At 71.4% G+C, this 16,144-nt stretch carries 16 protein-coding genes; 5 read left to right on the forward strand and 11 right to left on the reverse strand.

Going from position 1 to position 16,144, the window contains the following annotated elements; translation table 11 throughout:
- Positions 1-8 precede the first annotated feature (8 nt).
- Positions 9-1,109, forward strand: a complete 1,101-nt coding sequence (locus C464_RS11365; RefSeq protein ID WP_006113846.1) for a geranylgeranyl reductase family protein — start codon at positions 9-11, stop codon at positions 1,107-1,109.
- Between the two features lie 47 nt (positions 1,110-1,156).
- On the opposite strand, the gene C464_RS11370 is transcribed toward C464_RS11365, so the two are convergent.
- Complete coding sequence (locus C464_RS11370; RefSeq protein ID WP_049911098.1) at positions 1,157-1,642, reverse strand: TRAM domain-containing protein; 486 nt, start codon at positions 1,640-1,642, stop codon at positions 1,157-1,159.
- Positions 1,643-1,738: 96 nt separating this feature from the next.
- Between C464_RS11370 and C464_RS11375 the strand changes: the two genes are divergently transcribed.
- Positions 1,739-2,977 (forward strand): mandelate racemase/muconate lactonizing enzyme family protein, encoded by a 1,239-nt coding sequence (locus C464_RS11375; protein ID WP_006113848.1) that lies wholly within the window; start codon positions 1,739-1,741, stop codon positions 2,975-2,977.
- Positions 2,978-3,200: 223 nt separating this feature from the next.
- Here the strand turns inward: C464_RS11375 and C464_RS11380 are convergent, their stop codons facing one another.
- Positions 3,201-3,986 (reverse strand): PHP domain-containing protein, encoded by a 786-nt coding sequence (locus C464_RS11380; protein ID WP_006113849.1) that lies wholly within the window; start codon positions 3,984-3,986, stop codon positions 3,201-3,203.
- A gap of 180 nt (positions 3,987-4,166) precedes the next feature.
- Here C464_RS11380 and C464_RS11385 point away from each other — a divergent pair, with 180 nt between their 5' ends.
- Complete coding sequence (locus C464_RS11385; protein WP_006113850.1) at positions 4,167-6,254, forward strand: peroxidase family protein; 2,088 nt, start codon at positions 4,167-4,169, stop codon at positions 6,252-6,254.
- Positions 6,255-6,296: 42 nt separating this feature from the next.
- Here the strand turns inward: C464_RS11385 and C464_RS11390 are convergent, their stop codons facing one another.
- From C464_RS11390 to C464_RS11415, 6 genes are all read right to left on the reverse strand, one after another.
- Positions 6,297-7,514, reverse strand: a complete 1,218-nt coding sequence (locus tag C464_RS11390; protein WP_006113851.1) for an MFS transporter — start codon at positions 7,512-7,514, stop codon at positions 6,297-6,299.
- 79 nt (positions 7,515-7,593) lie between these two features.
- Positions 7,594-8,223 carry a hypothetical protein gene (locus C464_RS11395; RefSeq protein WP_006113852.1) on the reverse strand — a complete coding sequence of 210 codons (630 nt, stop codon included), beginning with the start codon at positions 8,221-8,223 and terminating at the stop codon, positions 7,594-7,596.
- Positions 8,213-9,325: a DUF3179 domain-containing protein gene (locus C464_RS11400; protein ID WP_006113853.1), complete on the reverse strand. Its 1,113-nt coding sequence runs from the start codon at positions 9,323-9,325 to the stop codon at positions 8,213-8,215. The genes C464_RS11395 and C464_RS11400 overlap by 11 nt, the downstream gene beginning before the upstream one ends.
- A gap of 104 nt (positions 9,326-9,429) precedes the next feature.
- Positions 9,430-10,002, reverse strand: a complete 573-nt coding sequence (locus C464_RS11405; protein WP_006113854.1) for an MOSC domain-containing protein — start codon at positions 10,000-10,002, stop codon at positions 9,430-9,432.
- The gene (locus tag C464_RS11410; RefSeq protein WP_006113855.1) at positions 10,002-10,400 is read right to left on the reverse strand and encodes a hypothetical protein; all 399 of its coding nucleotides are present in this window, start codon (positions 10,398-10,400) and stop codon (positions 10,002-10,004) included. Before C464_RS11410 ends, C464_RS11405 begins: the two co-directional genes overlap by 1 nt.
- 55 nt (positions 10,401-10,455) lie before the next feature.
- Positions 10,456-11,376, reverse strand: a complete 921-nt coding sequence (locus C464_RS11415; RefSeq protein ID WP_006113856.1) for a PLP-dependent cysteine synthase family protein — start codon at positions 11,374-11,376, stop codon at positions 10,456-10,458.
- Between the two features lie 623 nt (positions 11,377-11,999).
- On the opposite strand from C464_RS11415, the gene C464_RS11420 reads away from it, so the two are divergent.
- Positions 12,000-12,386 carry a TlpA family protein disulfide reductase gene (locus C464_RS11420; RefSeq protein WP_006113857.1) on the forward strand — a complete coding sequence of 129 codons (387 nt, stop codon included), beginning with the start codon at positions 12,000-12,002 and terminating at the stop codon, positions 12,384-12,386.
- A gap of 64 nt (positions 12,387-12,450) precedes the next feature.
- Entirely contained in the window at positions 12,451-13,194 is a 744-nt protein-coding gene (locus C464_RS11425) for a ThuA domain-containing protein (RefSeq protein WP_006113858.1), read from the forward strand.
- A 210-nt stretch (positions 13,195-13,404) separates the two neighbouring features.
- On the opposite strand, the gene C464_RS11430 is transcribed toward C464_RS11425, so the two are convergent.
- The 3 genes from C464_RS11430 to pyrB form a co-directional block, all read right to left on the reverse strand.
- Entirely contained in the window at positions 13,405-14,265 is an 861-nt protein-coding gene (locus C464_RS11430) for a hypothetical protein (protein WP_006113859.1), read from the reverse strand.
- 301 nt (positions 14,266-14,566) lie between these two features.
- On the reverse strand, positions 14,567-15,025 hold the full coding sequence (gene pyrI / locus C464_RS11435; RefSeq protein WP_006113860.1) for an aspartate carbamoyltransferase regulatory subunit: 459 nt from the start codon (positions 15,023-15,025) through the stop codon (positions 14,567-14,569).
- A complete protein-coding gene (gene pyrB, locus C464_RS11440) occupies positions 15,022-15,969 on the reverse strand; it encodes an aspartate carbamoyltransferase (RefSeq protein ID WP_006113861.1) in 948 nt (315 codons plus the stop codon). Before pyrB ends, pyrI begins: the two co-directional genes overlap by 4 nt.
- Positions 15,970-16,144: the final 175 nt, after the last annotated feature.

Consider the following 16,144-nt stretch of genomic DNA (forward strand, 5'->3'; position numbering starts at 1 on the left):
CTTCCCCCATGTACGATTTCGCCGTCGTGGGCGCGGGGCCGCCGGGCTCGCGGTTCGCTCGGCGCGCGGCCGAGGCCGGCCGCGACGTCGTCGCCTTCGAGAAGGGGTCGGTCGGCGAGCCGCTCGCCTGCTCCGGCCACGTCTCCGACGACGTGTGGGAGTACGTCCCCGAGGGGGCCCGCGACGAACTCCTCCAGAACCTGGTGTACGGCGCTCGCTTCCACGTCGACGGGCCGGGGTCGCGGGCGTATCCGTTCTACAAGCGAGAGCCGGTGTCGAACGTGATCGACCGCGTCGGACTCGACCGAACGCTCGCGGACAGCGCGCGGGAGGCCGGCGCCGACGTCCGCGAGAACCACACGGTCGTCGGCGTCGAGGAGCGTTCCGACCGGGTCGTCGTCGACGTCAAGACGCCCGCGGGCGACGTGGAGTCGGTCGAGTCGCGGATGGTCGCCGGCTGCGACGGGCCGACCTCGCGGGTGCGCCGCGCGCTCGACCTCCCGGAGCCGGACGAGCTGCTCCACGGCGTCCTCGGCTTCGACGAGGAGGCGGACGCGGGCGACTACGTCGACGTCCACCTCACCGCCCCGACGTTCTTCGCGTGGCGGATCCCCCGGGGCGACGCGGGCGTCGAGTACGGGCTCGCCGCGCCGCCGAGCGAGGACGTCTCCGGGCGGTTCGACCGGCTCACCGACGCGTACGGCGCGACGACCGACCGCCGCTGCTCGGGCGCGATCCCCGTCGGGCCGCCGGGGCGGACGACGAGCGACCGCGGGTTCCTGATCGGCGACGCCGCCGCGCAGACGAAGCCGTTCACCGGGGGCGGCATCCTCTACGGGATGCGGGCGGCCGACGTCGCCGCGGCGGCGATCGACCCCCGCGACCCGGCGACGCTCGCCGCCTACGAGTCCGGGTGGCGCGAGGCGCTCGCGACGGAGATCCGGCTCGGGAAGGCGATCCGGCGGTGTTACTCGCTGCCGGAGCCGGTCCAGCGGGTCGGGCTCCGGGCGCTCTCGGGCGAGATCGGCGTCCACATGGACGAGCCGTCCTCGTTCTTCTCGCCGTCGAACCTGCGGGCGCTGTTCTCGCGGGGGAACCCGCCCGAGTGAGCCGGGGACGGAGAGCGAGACCGGTGCGGGAGGCGTCGGAGGAAGAGCTACTTCTCGACGACGTTCGCGAACGAGACGTTCTCGCGGACGCTCGTGATCTCGACGGTCGGCTCCTCGCCGGGTTCGGCGTCGGGGACGATGACGACGTAGCCGCGCTCGATCTTGGCGATCCCGTCGCCCTTGTCGCCCAGCGTCTCGATCGTCACGTCGCGGACCTCGCCCTCGGAGACGGGCGGGTCGGGCTGGACGGCTCCGGCGGCCCCGCGAGAGGTGGGGCGCTGCCCGTCGTCCGAGGGCGATTCGCCCGAAGAACCGTCGGCGGCCGGTCCGGACGCCGCGCCGCTGTCCGCGCTCGCGGCCGCCCCGTCGTCAGCCGCTTCGGCTCGGTCGAGAACGGCTATCCGGTACGTCTCGCCGACGCTGACGCTGCCGTGTTCAATCTCCGAGGCCGGAACGGTGACCACGTAGTCGTCGCCGCGAGACTCCACCCGACCGGTGTACAGACACGCGAGAGAATCAGTGATTTCGACCATGCCCTCCCGTTGCGCGTACGGGGATGAAAAGCCACCTGTTCAGGCGTACCACGCCCGATGGTAAACGTTTACCCTGTTCCGAATAAATCGAAGGGCATGAGCCGGGACTACGAGTCGCTCCACGACCCGAACGCGGAGTACACGATGCGGGAGCTCTCCGCCGAGACGATGGGGACCACGGGGACGCGCGGCGGCGACCGAGACGTCGAGATCACGGACGTGCAGACGACGATGGTCGACGGGAACTTCCCGTGGACGCTCGTGCGCGTCTACACCGACGCGGGCGTCGTCGGCACCGGCGAGGCGTACTGGGGCGCGGGCGTTCCGGAGCTGATCGAGCGCATGAAGCCGTTCGTGATCGGCGAGAACCCGCTCGACATCGACCGCCTCTACGAGCACCTCATCCAGAAGATGTCGGGCGAGGGCTCCGTCGAGGGCGTCACCGTCACCGCCATCTCGGGCATCGAGGTCGCGCTCCACGACCTCGCCGGGAAGGTCCTCGACGTGCCGGCCTACCAGCTGCTCGGGGGCAAGTACCGCGACGAGATGCGCGTCTACTGCGACTGCCACACCGAGGAGGAGGCGGACCCCGAGGCCTGCGCCGACGAGGCCGAGCGCGTCGTCGACGAGCTCGGCTACGACGCGCTGAAGTTCGACCTCGACGTCCCCTCGGGCTTCGAGAAGGACCGCGCGAACCGCCACCTCCGGCCCGGCGAGATCCGCCACAAGGCGGAGATCGTCGAGACGGTCACCGAGCGCGTGAAGGACGAGGCCGACGTCTCCTTCGACTGCCACTGGACGTTCTCGGGCGGCTCCGCCAAGCGCCTCGCGGACGCCATCGAGGAGTACGACGTGTGGTGGCTCGAAGACCCCGTGCCGCCGGAGAACCTCGAGGTCCAAGAGGAGGTCACGAAGAACACGGTCACGCCGATCGCGGTCGGCGAGAACCGCTACCGCGTCACGGAGCTCCGCCGGCTCATCGAGAACCAGGCGGTCGACATCGTCGCGCCCGACCTGCCGAAGGTCGGCGGGATGCGGGAGACGCGCAAGATCGCCGACGTCGCGAACCAGTACTACGTGCCGGTCGCGATGCACAACGTCGCCTCGCCGATCGCGACGATGGCCGCGACGCACGTCGGCGCGGCGATCCCGAACTCGCTCGCCATCGAGTACCACTCCTACGAGCTCGGCTGGTGGGAGGACCTCGTCGAGGAGGACGTCATCGAGGACGGGTACATCGAGGTGCCGGAGGAGCCGGGCCTCGGCGTCACGCTCGACATGGACGCCGTCGAGGAGCATATGGTCGACGGCGAGACGCTGTTTGACGAGGCGTAAGCCGAAGTCAAACTCGATAGACGAGCGAAGCGAGTCTATCGGTGTTCGACTGAGCGGAGCGAAGTCGAGCCAGCAGCGCGGAGCGCTGCGTTGTTCGACGAGGCGTAAGCCGAAGTCAAACGCGGAAATCTCTGATTTCCGCAGTTCGGTTGAGCGGAGCGAAGTCGAGCGAGCGACTCGCTGATTTTCGCAGTTCACTCCGTCGCGAGCGCGACCGCTCCAGTCAGGCGTCCGCGACGATCCGATCGAGGCGGACCGGCTCCAGGCCGCGACGGTCGAGTTCGGCCTCGATCTCCTCGGCCCGCGGGGCGATCTCCGCCGGGTCGTGGCTGTCGGTCCCGACCGTCACGTCGACGCCGGCGTCGACGAGTCGGTCGAGGAAGGCGGGGGCCGGGTGGAACTCGCCGTAGTCGTCGAGCAGCCGGCCGGCGTTGATCTCCGGGACGGTCCGCGAGTCGCGGAACGCCTCGGCGACCGCCGCGTAGTGGTCCTCGGTCGCGAACCCGCGGAGGTGCGGGTTGCGCTCGATCAGGTCCGGGTGCGCGGCGATCGCGAACAGCTCCGACTCGGCGAGCGCGACCAGCTTCTCGAAGTAGCGGTCGACGAGGTCCCGCCGCTCCGCCGCCGGCTTGTCGGCGAAGTGCGAGCGCGTGTGGACGTTCGCGCCGTCGAGGTCGTGGACGCTGCCGACGGCGTAGTCGAAGTCCGCCTCGTCGAGGAAGTCGGCGATCGCGCCCTCGTGAGCCGGGTCGTAGTCCATCTCCGCCGCGTCGAACACGTCGACGTCGACGGCGTCGCGGACCGACTCGATCGCGTCGCGGCGGCGCTCGTAGGTCAGGTCGAGGTTGAACCCGAACGCGCGCTTGTGCTCCCGCGCGTTCGGCTCCGGCGAGACGTTACAGTGGTCGGCGAACCCGATCCCGTCGAGCCCGGCGTCCGCGGCGGCCTCGACCATCCACCGGAGGAACGCCCCGTCCGAGTAGTTCGTGTGGGCGTGGTAGTCGTACACACCGACGGTTCGTTCCGGGCGAACTCGAAGGTTCGGGTCGCGTGGGAACGACCGGCGCGCAGCGGTCCGCCGCGACTACGTTGACCGGCCGGCGGGCACGAAGCCAGCAATATAATCCGGGGAACAAGTTGAAAGTTCATTTAGAAAATTTTTTGACACTTATGTGTGTCATCTAAACCCATGGGTGTTACTGACAAAATAACTTGTCGCGTCGTCGACGACGATTCCCGGCCGCTGGCGGGGCGGATCGTCATCGGCGAGCGGCGGGACGGCGACCGCATCGGCCACTGGACGACCGGAGCCGACGGGGACTTCGTCCTCGAGGCGGACGGCGGCACCGCCCTCGACGACGTCTCCTTCACCGTGCGAAACCCTGCGCAGGGCGGGACCGAGGAGCCGGTCCGACGGCGGAAGCGACCGGACGAGAGCGAGGCGACGCTCCGCCTGACGGTGAACGCGCGCGACATCGTGCTCCACGGAGGGAGCGGACACCGCGGGATGAACGACGCCGCGTGTACGACCGCGGGCCCGGTCCGGAGCCACCGGTTCTACACGCAGTTCCCGGAGCTGGACCCGTACGACCGCGACGAGGAGCTGCTCCGGACGCTGGGCGGGACCGGCGGCGAGGTCGGGGCGCCGATGATGGAGACGCCCGACGACCCGGTCGGCGACGCGGAGACCCCGGCCGGCTACGGCATCTTCGGCCAGTTCGTCGACCACGATATCACGTTCGACCCCACCTCCGATATCGACCGGCGCAACGACCCGGCCGCGCTCCGGAACTTCCGGACGCCCGCGCTCGACCTCGACTCGCTGTACCGGACGAACGCCGAGACGGCCCCGTTCCTCTACGACCACGACGCGGACGAGCGCAAGCTGCTCACCGGCGAGGCGGCCCCGCCGGAGGGTGACGACGGCGGCGTCTTCGGACCGCCGGGGACGGACCTCCAGCGGAACGAGCAGGACACGGCGGTGATCGGCGACCCGCGGAACGACGAGAACGTCGTCGTCTCGCAGCTCCAGCTCGCGTTCGCGAACTTCCACAGCCGGATCGTCGACCACCTGCTCGGTCCCGGCTCGTCACTCGTCGAGGAGGACGAGTCCGTCCTCGAAGCCGCGCAGCGGCTCGTCAGGTGGCACTACCAATGGGTCGTGCGACACGACTTGCTCCCGCGGATCTGCGACCGCTACGTCTTGGCCGACATCGAGGAGCACGGCCGGCAGTTCTTCCTCCCGCCGGGGCATACGCCGGCGATCCCGGTCGAGTTCGGCGGGGCCGCGTACCGGTTCGGCCACAGCATGATCCCGCACGCGTTCGACGTCAACGACGGGGTGGGCGAGGTGCCGCTGTTCCCGACCGGCTCCGAGGCGGAAGAACAACACCTCCGCGGAGGGGGACCGGTGTCGAGCGACCTCGTCGTCGACTGGTCCCGGCTGCTCGACACCGGCGACGGCAACTACCAGCCCTCGCGGAAGATCGAACCTCTACTCGCGCCGGCGCTGTTCGAGCTCCCGGTGTCCGGCGACAGATCCCTCGCCGTCCGGAACCTCCGCCGCGGGAAGGCGCTCGGGCTGGCCTCCGGACAGGACGTCGCCGCCCGGATGGGGTACGACCCGATCCGGAACGAGGCGTTCGGCGACGAGTCGCCGATCATGCGGACGCTCCGGGCGCACGGCCGCGGCGCCGACCCCGACGCGCCGCTGTGGTACTACGTGCTCGCCGAGGCCGACTATCAGCAGGACGGCGAACGGCTCGGCGCGGTCGGCAGTCGCATCGTCGCGGAGACGCTCATCGGGCTCATCGAGGCCGACGAGACCGCCTACCCCAACGCCGCGCCCGACGGCTGGGAGCCGAGCCTCCCGCAGCCGACGCCGACAGACGGGTACACGCTGGCCGACATCACGGCCTTCGCCGCGGAGGCGAGGCCTGACGGGCTCGTGATCGACACCATCGACGCAGGGCCGGGGAGCGGAGCCGCCGACGGCGCGGGAGACCCCCTCGACGAGTCGGTGCGGCTGCGGAACGCCGCCGCCGAACCGATCGACCTGACGGGCTACGTCATCGACTTCGACGGGCAGCGCGACGACCTCCCGGGCGCGACGCTCGCCCCCGACGAGACGCTGACCGTCCACGTCGGCAGCGGCACGGACACGGCCGCCGACCACTACCTCGGTCGGGAGGCACCCGTCCTCGACGACGGGGGAGAGGTCGTCACGCTGTACGATCCGGACGGCGAGCGTACGACGAGGCGGCGATACGTCGGGTGAGGGTATGGATCGACAGAGGCGAGTGACGGCGTCGGCGACGCCTCACCGACCTCGGCCGGCGAGCGCGTTCGCCGAGATGACGAGGAACGAGACGCCGGCGAGGCCGGCGATGAGGGCGAACGACGCGCCCCAGCCGAAGAGGTCGGCGACGAGCCCGACGCCGACGGAGCCGGCCGAGCCGATGACGGTGTAGACGGTCCGGATCAGTCCGAAGCCGGCCCCCCGCTCGGCGTCGCCGAGCGCGTCCATGAACCGGGGGTCGATGGCGGAGAAGAACGAGGAGCCGAGCCCGGCGAGGAGCACGGCGACGCCGAGCCCGACGGTCGTCGGGAGCGCCGGCAGGCCGACGGCGACGGGGAGTCGGACGAGGTCGGGGAGCGCGACCAGCGAGGCCAGTCCGAGCGCCCCGCCGAGGAGGGACGCGGCGATGCTCGCGTCGCGACCCACCCGGTCCGAGAGGCGGCCGAGCCCGACCTGCGCCCCCGCCCGGACGACGAAGAACGCCGAGAAGACGCCGCCGGCGAACCCCGGCGAGTAGCCGCGGAACTCGACGAGGAACGTCGGCAGGAAAGAGATGACGCCCTGCGCGACGTACGTCCCGAGCGTCGCCACGGCGAGCGGGACGAGGATCTCGCGGCGGCCGACCAGTTCGAACAGCGGCCCGAGCCGGAGCCGCTCGGTCATCGGCTGCTCCGGGCGGCGCGGCTCGGCGGGGCGGACGCGCCGCGCGAACAGGAGGAAGATGGGGACGCCGACGAGCGCGGCCAGCGCGACGCCGGGCCGCCAGCCGTAGCGAACGCCGACCCACGTCGCGGCGACGGGCGCGATCAGGCCCGCGAGCGGGCCGCCGAGCGAGTGGATCCCAACCGCGGTGCCGAGGTCGTCGAACGTCCGCGAGAGCAGCGTGGTCGCCACGGCGTAGTGGAGCCCCGCCGCGAGCCCCAACAGCACCGCCGCCAGCACGAACGCGGGGAAGACCGGAACCGCCGCCAGCAGGAGGCTCATCGCCGTCGTCCCGCCGACCGCGACGAGGATCACCCGGCGCTCGCCGTACCGGTCCGCGAGGATCCCGCTCGGGAACTGCGAGAGCCCGTAGGCGAACCACATGCCCGAGAGCGCCACCCCGACGGCCGTGTTCGAGACGCCGAAATCGTCGATGATGAGGGGGACGACGGGGCTGATCGCCAGCCGGGCGAAGTAGGTCACGAAGAACGCCAGCATACACAGCGTCAACACCGTGTGGCGGTACCGCCAGTTCATCCGACAGTCACGGGCGACACCTCGGGGCGGTCGGCCGTCAACCCTTTCGCTTTCGGCAGCCCGCGAGCCGTGCGAGGGGTCAGCTCACGGCCGCCGGATCGACCCGGCTACCGACCCAGAGGAGGGTGAGGACGAGTCCGGCGACGGACGCCGGCAGGAACCACCGGAACGCGGCGAGCAGCCCCGCAGAGGCCTGAACGCCGATCACTGCGAGGAACGCGGGGCCGCAGCAGGCGACCCCCGAGAGGACCCCCGGAAGCCCCGCGACGGCGCCCGCGCCGGCACCGATCCGGCAGGCCGAGGGGCCCCGCCACGCGACGACGGAGACGGCGAGCGTGACGCCGACGAGCGCCGCGAGCGCGAGCCCGAGGACGGTGTTGACGGGAGCGAAGAGGTACTCGACCGGTCCCGCCGAGAGGAGCGCCACGGGCTCGTACTGGAACGCGGCGACGCGCCGCGTCGCGAGCGCGACCGGGTCGTCGGCGACGGCGAGGTCGAACCGGGGCGTCGAGGCGCTCGCCCCGGCGCGCAGCCCGAGGTGGCCGAGGCCGAGGTGGTACGCGACGAGATAGGCGGCGGCGACGACGGCGGCCGTCGCCCGACCGTCGCGCCGACCGAGGGCGGCGCGGACGGCGAACAGCGTTCGTCGGACCAGCCCGGCGAGCCACGCGCGGGGCGAGTCCGCGGCCGCGGCGGTCTCAGCCCCCATAGCCCGCCCGCGTGTGCTCGCCGACGAACGCGGTGTCCGGGTAGAAGCCGTACCAGGCGAACCACATCGCGTCGAACGCGAGGACCCCTTCGAGCGGCAGGTCCGCGGCCGCGACCCCGGCCTCGCCGTCGACCCGGTACCCGTCGCCGTCCGGTTCGACCGCGACGCCGTCGGGGTTCCGGTAGACGTACCCCGTCGAGAGGGCCGGGTCGGCGACGGCGACGACGGCCGGGCCTCCGCCGCCGACGGTCCCGGTCAGGACGCGCTCCGAGAGCAGCGTCGCCTTGTCGAAGGCGATCGCGCCCGTCGCGGTCCGCGCCCCCACGACGACCGACTTGGCGTGGCCGTCCTCCGGGGACGCGAGCGCCGGGAACCTGGTCCCGTCCCGCATGTAGTACCCGCTCAGCGGCGCGTAGCCCCCGTACGGGTCGCTGTCGTAGCGGCGGACGTAGCCGGTCTCCTCGGTCATGAGCAGCGAGTCGGGACGCTGCGCCGCCCACTCGCCCGCGGTCGTCCACGCGACGCGGAACTCGTCGAGGGTCTCGCCGGCCATCGGCCCGTCGACCCCGGTGGCGAGCATCTGCGGGAACCAGCTGTCGGTGGCGCGGTCGTACATGATCAGGTTGGAGTTGACGAGCCGGCCCGACACGCCGAAGGTCGTGTCGCCGCGGCGGAACCCCTGCGCCGTCCCGGTGAGCGGACAGTACGTGACCGCGACCGGCTCGCCGCCGACCTCGTCGTTGGCGATCTCGTGGTGCGAGAGGATCCGACGCGGATACGCCTTCGCCTCGCCGCCGCGGACGACGCCGAACACCGGCTCGTTGCTCGGCGAGTCCGTCTCCTCGATGGGGCGGAAGACCGGGTCGTCGACCGAGGGGATCCCGTCCTTCCCGACGCCGCCGTCGAGCGACTCGGAGGCGAGCGTGTCGGCCTCGTACGCGAGGTGATAGCCGGTGTCGACGGTCGGCGGGGGGGTTCCGCCGCCCAACTCCTCGGCGTTTCGGCCGGCAGAGTCCGTCGCTCGGCCCCCGAGGCAGCCGGCGAGGGAAGCCCCCCCGACCGCCGCGATCCCGGCCAGCGCCGCGCGACGGGTTCGGTTCATGCCGCTCTCTCCGGCTTCGAGCGGCTAAAGTCCGAAGCGCGGGTGTAAATCACACGCACACCCGATATTCCGGAATCAGTCCAAAGCCCGACGATGCGCGGGCGCTACTCGTGGCCGCTCGACGACCGTTCCGCGAGGCGCTCCGCGATGGCCGCGCCGGCGGTCCGCGGGTCGGCCTCGCGGAGCGTCACCGCGTCGCCGACGGCGACGGGACCCGGTTCGACCACGTCACAGCAGAGGCCGCCGCGGTTCCGGAGCGCGGACGCCAGCCCGTCTTCGGCGGCGAGTTCCTCGACGTGCGCGCAGGGCGGCCGGCGGCGAGTCGGTCGCAGGAGGGCGTCGCCGACCGCGACGGTCGCGTCGAGGAGCGGGTCCAACCCCGCGCCGAACCCCTCGACGACCACGTTCCGACGGTGACGGCCGTCGCTCACGTCGATGCCGGTCTCCTCGCGGACCGCGTCGAGCGCCTCCGCGGCGACGAGGGTGACCGCGCAGCCGTCGAGCTGGAAGTGGCCGTCGCCGCGGCGGTAGCGGTCGCCCTCGACGCCGTCCGGACGGATTTCGACCGCGTCGCAACTGACCGGCGGAGCCCCGCCCTCGGGGGCCGTCACGAGGCCGGCGACCGCGCCGGGGCCGGCGTCCCCGTCGGTCGACTCCGGTCGACGGTCGGCCGACATCAGGGCCCTCCGAGGAGGTCCGCGTCGTCGGGTTTCAGCCACTCGCGGTGCGCGTAGTAGAGGACGGCGACCGGGGGCGCGGGGAGCGCGACGAGCGCGTAGACCCACTTGAAGACGCCGAGATCGGCGACCCCCCGCTCGGCGAGCGAGAGCGCGTCGAGGAGGATGGTCGCGGTCGCCAGCGGGGCGAGCAGGTACCCGTACGCGAACGAGACCGCCGCGCCGATCGGCGTCTGGGGAGTCAAGAACGCCCAGTCGAGCGCGTACAGGAGCGTCCAGACGGCGACAGTGGCGGTCAGCGCGGCGAGCCACGGCCCGTCGAAGCGTCGGTCCGGGGCGTCGGGCGAGCCCGCCGAGTCGCCGCCGGACGGCTCCGTCGGTTCTGCGCGCGTGTTCACGGGGCATCTGCGCGCCGAACGCTAATCAACTCCCGGGTGGGTCGGTCCGCGCGGCTCACTCGGCGTCGAAGGTACCCGCGGTCAGGTAGCGCTCGCCGCTGTCCCAGTAGACCGTGACGACGAGCGGCTCCTCGCCGTCGAACGCGCCGCTCTCTCGCAGTTCGGCCGCGACGTCCTTCGCCGCGAGGTTCGACGCGCCCGACGACTGGCCGACCAGAATGCCCTCCTCGCGGGCGAGCCGGCGGCACTCGGCCTCGGCGTCGGCCAGCTCGACCGTGTGGACCTCGTCGATCAGGTCGACGTCGAGGTTCGGCGAGACGAACCCCGGGCCCATCCCCTGAAAGCCGTCGACGCTCGGCTCCCCGCCGGAGAGGACGGCGTTGTCCGCGGGCTCCACGGCGTCGATCCGGACGTCCGGGAAGGCCTCGCGCAGCCGGCGGCCGACCCCGGTGATCGTCCCGCCCGTGCCGACGCCGGCGACCAGCGCGTCGACGGTGCGGTCGCCCACTTGGTCGAGTATCTCCGGGCCCGTCGTCTCGTAGTGGGCGCGGGGGTTCGCCGGGTTCTCGAACTGGCGGAGCTGGACGGTGTTCGGCTCGCCTTCGAGCTCGTCCGCCCGGTCCTTCGCGTCCGAGATGTCGCCGTCGACGAGCTCGACGGTCGCGCCGTACGCCCGCATGAGCCGGCGGCGCTCGATCGACTTCCCCTCGGGGATGACGAGGGTGACGTCGTAGCCGCGCGCCGCGCCGACCATCGCGAGGCCGATGCCCGTGTTGCCCGACGTGGGCTCCACGATGCGGTCGCCCGGCTCGATCTCGCCCGCCTCCTCGGCGGCCTCGACCATGTACAGCGCGGGGCGGTCCTTCGCTGAGCCGCCCGGGTTGCGGGACTCGACCTTCGCCGCGACCGTCGTCCCCGCGGGCGCGTCGACCCGCACCAGCGGCGAGCCGAGCGTCGACAGGATGTCGTCGTCCATTAGCCGAACCGAGGCGGTCGCGACGCAAAGGCCCCGCGGACTCCGGCAAGCGATGTCGCCCGCGCCGGCGAAATCCGGTTATAAACGCCTCAGCACGACCGGGTCTGTATATAAATAGACAGCCGGGACCCGAGACTGACGCGGTGGCGCGTGCCTCCGAGCGGCCGATAGGCCGGGAGGAGCACGCGCGAGGTCGTCGGGCGACGCCCGACTGCCAGAGGGACGCCCGGTCCCTCGCCGGAGTCGCGGCCGTTTAAAAACGGCCGCGACGAGGCTGGGGAGGTGTGAAGTGCTGTGCGGTACGGGGTGGGACTCGAAGGGGCAGTCGCGAAGCGGGCGCACGCTCGGGGCGGTCCTCGCTCGTTCGCTCCGCTCACTCGCTGCGGTCCTGCCGTCACCTGCGCCCGCCTCGTGCCTGGGGCTTCGGGGGTACTCGTGTCGACTGACGATTTATAAACAGAACCGTACAGCCGAGCGGCTGGGCCTTCGGAAGCGTTCGTGACGGGTTTCGGTTTCAGAGCAGTCGGAGCGACGTAACACCGGGCCGTTCGTGCCGCGAACGACCGAGACCTCGTCTTGCCACCGACGCGCCGTTTACGTGGCTCCGCGACCTACCGAACGCCATGACGCTCGAAACGCTCGCGCCCGCGGACGACGTCGACGCGGCCGCGTTCGACGACTCCGTTCTCGACGCGCTCGCGGCGGACGACTACGTGTTCAAAGTGTGGGGCGGCGACTGGTGTATCGACTGCCAGCGACAGCTCCCCGAGTTCGGTGCCGCGCTCGCGGCCGCCGGCGTCCCGGACGACCGCATCGAGTCGTTTCCGGTGACGAAGGGGCCGGACGGGAAGGAGGGCGAACTCGTCGAGGCGTACGGGATCGAACTGATCCCGACGGTCGTCGTGGAGTCGCCCGACGGCGAGGAGCTCGCGCGGTTCGTCGAGGAAGAAGACGGCTCCATCGCGGAGTTCCTCGCGACCCGGCTCGCCAACGTCGAAGCGACCGCCTGAGACGGGTGAGCAGGCGGCGAGGGCCGGGGCGAGCGCTCAAGTCGGTTCGGCGACGACCCCGCGTATGGCACGCGTCACGGTCTGGAACGAGTACCGACACGAGCGCGAGAGCGAGATCGTCGCCGAGGTCTACCCCGACGGCATCCACGCCGTCGTCGCCGACGCGCTCCGCGAGGGCGGCCACGAGGTCCGCACCGCGACCCTCGACGAGGGGCCGGAGCACGGGCTCACCGAGGCGGTCATGGACGACACCGACGTGCTGGTCTGGTGGGGTCACGCGGCCCACGACGAGGTCCGCGACGCGGTCGTCGACCGGGTTCACGAACGCGTCCTCGACGGGACGGGCCTGATCGTCCTCCACTCCGCGCACTACTCGAAGATTTTCAAGCGGCTGATGGGGACCAGCTGCTCGCTCAAGTGGCGCGAGGCCGCCGAGCGCGAGCGGCTCTGGACGATCGAGCCGAGCCACCCGATCGCGGACGGGATCGGCGAGGCGATCGAACTCGAAGAGACGGAGATGTACGGCGAGCGCTTCGACGTGCCCGCGCCGGACGCGCTCGTGTTCACCTCGTGGTTCGAGGGCGGCGAGACGTTCCGCTCCGGCTGCTGTTACCGCCGCGGGAACGGGCGGGTGTTCTACTTCCGCCCCGGCCACGAGACGTATCCGATCTACTACGACGAGGACGTCCGGCGCGTCCTCCGGAACGCGGTCGACTGGGCGGAGCCGGGCGACGGGCCGACGCCCGAGTTCGGCAACGCGGAGCCGATCGAGGAGATCGACGCGAGCGACGACCGGACGGTCCACTGAGCGGAACGGAGACACGGAGAAACGGCGAGCCGTCGGCTCACCGGTGTAGGGCGACCGCCGCTACGGCGCGGACGTTGAAAGGCGACCGCCTCGCGCGAACGCGAGACGACCGGTCGTGTCGCGCGCCGGCGGCCGGTCGAGTAAGCGTCGACCGCGGCCGTATATAAACCCTCGTTCACGGGGCCGCGAGAGGCCGGCCGACGCGGTCGGTCACTCCGGTCGGTGGACCTCGCCGTCGCGGGAGTCGGCGTTCTTCCGGCGGACCGCGGCGGCGGCGTTGTTCGCGTCGTAGCCGAAGAACACGTCCTTCGCGTACGTCTCGGCGACCTCGGTCGCGTGGATCAGGTCGTCGACGTCCACCTCGACCGCGTACAGCTCCAGCGAGAACGGCGTCTCCGGCGGCGCACCGTGGACGTCGTAGTCGCCGCCGAGCCGCGAGCGGAACCCCCGCGCGATCGCCTCCAGCCAGTAGGTCGTCGCGTACTCGGTGTCGTACAGCGGGACCACGAACTCGTCGACGTGCTCCGTGAGGCGGTCGAGGTCGAGGCCGGCGCGCTCGTAGAGGTGGTCGGGATACGGATCGGGGTACAGCGTGAGGAGCAGCCGGCCGGGGACCAGCTCCGCCGCCTCGGCGACGAAGCCGGTGATGACGTCCGCGCGCCAGTCGGCGAAGTCGTCGCGGTCGCTCTCGGCGAACAGGCGCTCGCAGCGGTCGCAGTGACAGAACCCCTCGCGGGGGAACCCCACGTCGTCGAGGCGCACGTCCCCGTTCTCGGCGGCGCAGTCCGCGATGATCTCCAGGAGTCCCTCGCGGTACTCGGGGTGCGTCGGGCAGATGTACGCCCAGTCGAAGTAGTCGCGGTCGCGGGTCGCCGGCTCGCCACGCTCGTCGACCGGAACGAGGTCCTCGTCCTCGCTCGCGGCCGCGTTGTCGCCGAAACACGACACCATGTTCACGGCGTTCGGCAGGGGCTCGGCCGCCCGTCCCGTGACGTCTTTGACCTCGTAGAACCCGAGGTCGAACGGCTCCATCGCGACCTCGTCGGCGTTGCGCGTGACGACCCCATACATGGGACCGGCTACGGGACAGGTCGGTAAAAACGGACGGTATCGGGCGGTCGGCCGCGGCCGCGGGTCAACCCGCGCGGCGGTTCGGTCGTCGGTGCGGTTCGCGGAGGGCGCGAGCGCGGTTACTCGATCTCGACCGGCTCCTTGTCGCCGGCGAACAGGAAGTACGCGAGCGCGACGAGCGACAGCACGAGGACGAGCTTGGCTTTCTTGCTCATACGCGACGGTTGGAACGGCGGGCGCTAAAACTTACCGGACCGAGCGGGGATCGCCCCGCGAGAGACGGCTCGCGGCGCTCGCCGCCTCACACGTCGATGTGGTCGGCGATGTCGGCGCGCAGGATCGTCGCGCAGTAGTCGCAGCGCACCCCGTCGGCGACGACGTCGAACCGCGTCTCGACCGGCTCGCCGGCGTTGGTGATACAGTTGCGGTTCGGACACGAGAGGACGCCCGTCACGCCGTCGGGGCGGGTGACGCGGTTCTTCTCGACCACCTCGAAGTCGCGGACGATGTTGATCGTCGCCTCCGGCGCGATGAGCGAGAGCACGTCGACCTCCGACTGCGACAGCTCGCGGTCCTCGACCTTCACGATGTCCTTGCGGCCGAGCCGGTCGGAGGGGACGTTCATCCCCACCGAGACGCCGAACCCCCCGGAGCCGTCGATGCCTAGGATCGCGAGGACGTTCAGCGCCTGCCCGCCCTCGACGTGGTCGATCACGGTGCCGTCGCGGATCTTCGAGACGCGGAGCTCGTGGTCGCTCATCGGTCCACCTCCGTCCCCTCGTCGCCGTCGGGATCCGCGTTCTCCAGTAGGGTGTCGAGCAACGCCATCCGGACCGGAATCCCGTTGTGCGCCTGTTCGAAGTAGCGCGCGTGGTCGGTCTCGTCGACATCGGGGGCGATCTCGTCCACCCGGGGGAGCGGGTGCATCACGGTGAGGTCGTCGGCCGCGGCCTCGAGCGTCTCGGCGTCGATCCGGTACTCGCCCGCGACGCGGTGGTACTCGTTCTCGTCCGGGAACCGCTCCTTCTGGATCCGGGTGACGTACAGCACGTCGAGCTCGCCTAAGACCGGTTCGAGCTCGTCGTGTTCGCGGATCTGCGCGCCGGTCTCGTGGAGGTCGAAGCGGACCGACCGCGGGAGCCGCAGCGAGTCGGGGCTGATGAAGTGCTGGTTGGCGTCGAACTCCGTCAGCGCGGCCGCCAGCGAGTGGACCGTCCGCCCGTACTTCAGGTCGCCCATGATCCCGATCGTGAGGTCGTCGAGCCCGTGGTCCTCGCGGATCGTGTGGAGGTCGAGGAGCGTCTGGGACGGGTGCTGGCCCGCGCCGTCGCCAGCGTTGACGACGGGGACGTCGACGCGCTCGCCCGCCAGCGTGGCCGCGCCCTCGCTCGGGTGCCGGAGGACGAGCGCGTCCGCGTACCCCTCGATGACGCGGACGGTGTCCGACAGCGACTCGCCCTTCGAGACCGACGAGGAGTCGACATCGCCCATGCCGATGGTGTTCATCCCGAGGCGCTTGGCCGCGCTGTCGAAGCTCATCCGGGTGCGGGTGCTGGGCTCGAAGAAGCAGAGCGCGAGCACCCGCCCGGCGTGCCGGTCCGCGTAGGCGGCGGGGTCGTCGGCGACCGCCCGGGCCCGGTCGAGCACGGCCTCGATGTCATCCCGCGAGAGCTGGGTCGCGGTGATGAGGTGGTCCTGTCGCATCGTCAGAGATGGGTACCGGCAGTATCTTGAATCCCTCGGCTCGGGACGCAGCGCGGGTGTTCACGGACGTGCGTACCCGCTCGGGTCGGCGTTTCGATATCCGTAACGCGTCGGGGTTCGGTCCGGCGTCACCGCGACGCGGGGGCCGAGTCGTGGCCGCGCTCGCCGCCGCGCA

The organism is Halorubrum coriense DSM 10284 (assembly GCF_000337035.1).
Lineage (GTDB): Archaea > Halobacteriota > Halobacteria > Halobacteriales > Haloferacaceae > Halorubrum > Halorubrum coriense.

Coding starts and splice junctions, on each gene's coding strand:
- C464_RS11385 (WP_006113850.1), top strand. CDS start 4,167: ATGGGTGTTACTGACAAAATAACTTGTCGCGTCGTCGACGACGATTCC.
- C464_RS11420 (WP_006113857.1), top strand. CDS start 12,000: ATGACGCTCGAAACGCTCGCGCCCGCGGACGACGTCGACGCGGCCGCG.
- C464_RS11405 (WP_006113854.1), bottom strand. CDS start 10,002: ATGTCGGCCGACCGTCGACCGGAGTCGACCGACGGGGACGCCGGCCCC.
- C464_RS11400 (WP_006113853.1), bottom strand. CDS start 9,325: ATGAACCGAACCCGTCGCGCGGCGCTGGCCGGGATCGCGGCGGTCGGG.
- C464_RS11415 (WP_006113856.1), bottom strand. CDS start 11,376: ATGGACGACGACATCCTGTCGACGCTCGGCTCGCCGCTGGTGCGGGTC.
- pyrI (WP_006113860.1), bottom strand. CDS start 15,025: ATGAGCGACCACGAGCTCCGCGTCTCGAAGATCCGCGACGGCACCGTG.
- C464_RS11395 (WP_006113852.1), bottom strand. CDS start 8,223: ATGGGGGCTGAGACCGCCGCGGCCGCGGACTCGCCCCGCGCGTGGCTC.
- C464_RS11425 (WP_006113858.1), top strand. CDS start 12,451: ATGGCACGCGTCACGGTCTGGAACGAGTACCGACACGAGCGCGAGAGC.
- C464_RS11365 (WP_006113846.1), top strand. CDS start 9: ATGTACGATTTCGCCGTCGTGGGCGCGGGGCCGCCGGGCTCGCGGTTC.
- C464_RS11375 (WP_006113848.1), top strand. CDS start 1,739: ATGAGCCGGGACTACGAGTCGCTCCACGACCCGAACGCGGAGTACACG.
- C464_RS11390 (WP_006113851.1), bottom strand. CDS start 7,514: ATGAACTGGCGGTACCGCCACACGGTGTTGACGCTGTGTATGCTGGCG.
- pyrB (WP_006113861.1), bottom strand. CDS start 15,969: ATGCGACAGGACCACCTCATCACCGCGACCCAGCTCTCGCGGGATGAC.
- C464_RS11370 (WP_049911098.1), bottom strand. CDS start 1,642: ATGGTCGAAATCACTGATTCTCTCGCGTGTCTGTACACCGGTCGGGTG.
- C464_RS11430 (WP_006113859.1), bottom strand. CDS start 14,265: ATGTATGGGGTCGTCACGCGCAACGCCGACGAGGTCGCGATGGAGCCG.